The 1041-nt window shown below is 57.0% G+C and carries 1 rRNA gene (only partly in view); it reads right to left on the bottom strand.

What is annotated here, in order from left to right:
* Window positions 1-14: 14 nt before the first annotated feature.
* Window positions 15-1041: ribosomal RNA gene (locus DKM19_RS52950) — 23S ribosomal RNA — on the bottom strand; it runs 2111 nt beyond the window's last position.

Genomic DNA, 1041 nt, shown 5'->3' with positions numbered 1-1041 from the left:
AGCACTGTTGCTTTGTGGTCAAGTCCTCGGCCTATTAGTACCGGTCAGCTCCACACGTTACCATGCTTCCACCTCCGGCCTATCAACCCGGTCGTCTCCCGGGGGCCTTACCCACTTTCGTGGTGGGAGACCTCATCTCAAGGCGAGCTTCCCGCTTAGATGCTTTCAGCGGTTATCCCTTCCGAACGTAGCCAACCAGCCATGCTCCTGGCGGAACAACTGGCACACCAGAGGTTCGTCCGTCCCGGTCCTCTCGTACTAGGGACAGCTCCTTTCAAGTCTCCTGCGCGCGCAGCGGATAGGGACCGAACTGTCTCGCGACGTTCTAAACCCAGCTCGCGTACCGCTTTAATGGGCGAACAGCCCAACCCTTGGGACCTACTCCAGCCCCAGGATGCGACGAGCCGACATCGAGGTGCCAAACCATCCCGTCGATATGGACTCTTGGGGAAGATCAGCCTGTTATCCCCGGGGTACCTTTTAGCCGTTGAGCGACGGCGCTTCCACATGCCACCGCCGGATCACTAGTCCCAGCTTTCGCTCCTGCTCGACCCGTCGGTCTCACAGTCAAGCTCCCTTGTGCACTTACACTCGACACCTGATTACCAACCAGGCTGAGGGAACCTTTGGGCGCCTCCGTTACTCTTTAGGAGGCAACCGCCCCAGTTAAACTACCCACCAGACACTGTCCCTGATCCGGATCACGGACCGAAGTTAGACGTTCAAAACGACCAGAGTGGTATTTCACCAATGACTCCACCGCCACTAGCGTGACAGCTTCACCGTCTCCCACCTATCCTACACAAGACGTTCCAAACGCCAATGTCAAGCTGTAGTGAAGGTCCCGGGGTCTTTCCGTCCTGCTGCGCGTAACGAGCATCTTTACTCGTAGTGCAATTTCGCCGGGTCTGCGGTTGAGACAGCGGGGAAGTCGTTACGCCATTCGTGCAGGTCGGAACTTACCCGACAAGGAATTTCGCTACCTTAGGATGGTTATAGTTACCACCGCCGTTTACTGGCGCTTAAGTTCTCAGCCTCGCA

Source organism: Streptosporangium sp. 'caverna' (assembly GCF_003203775.1).
Taxonomy (GTDB): Bacteria; Actinomycetota; Actinomycetes; order Streptosporangiales; family Streptosporangiaceae; genus Streptosporangium; species Streptosporangium subroseum.
Note: the sequence above shows the minus strand (reverse complement) of the source record. Positions and strands in the feature narration are given on the sequence as shown.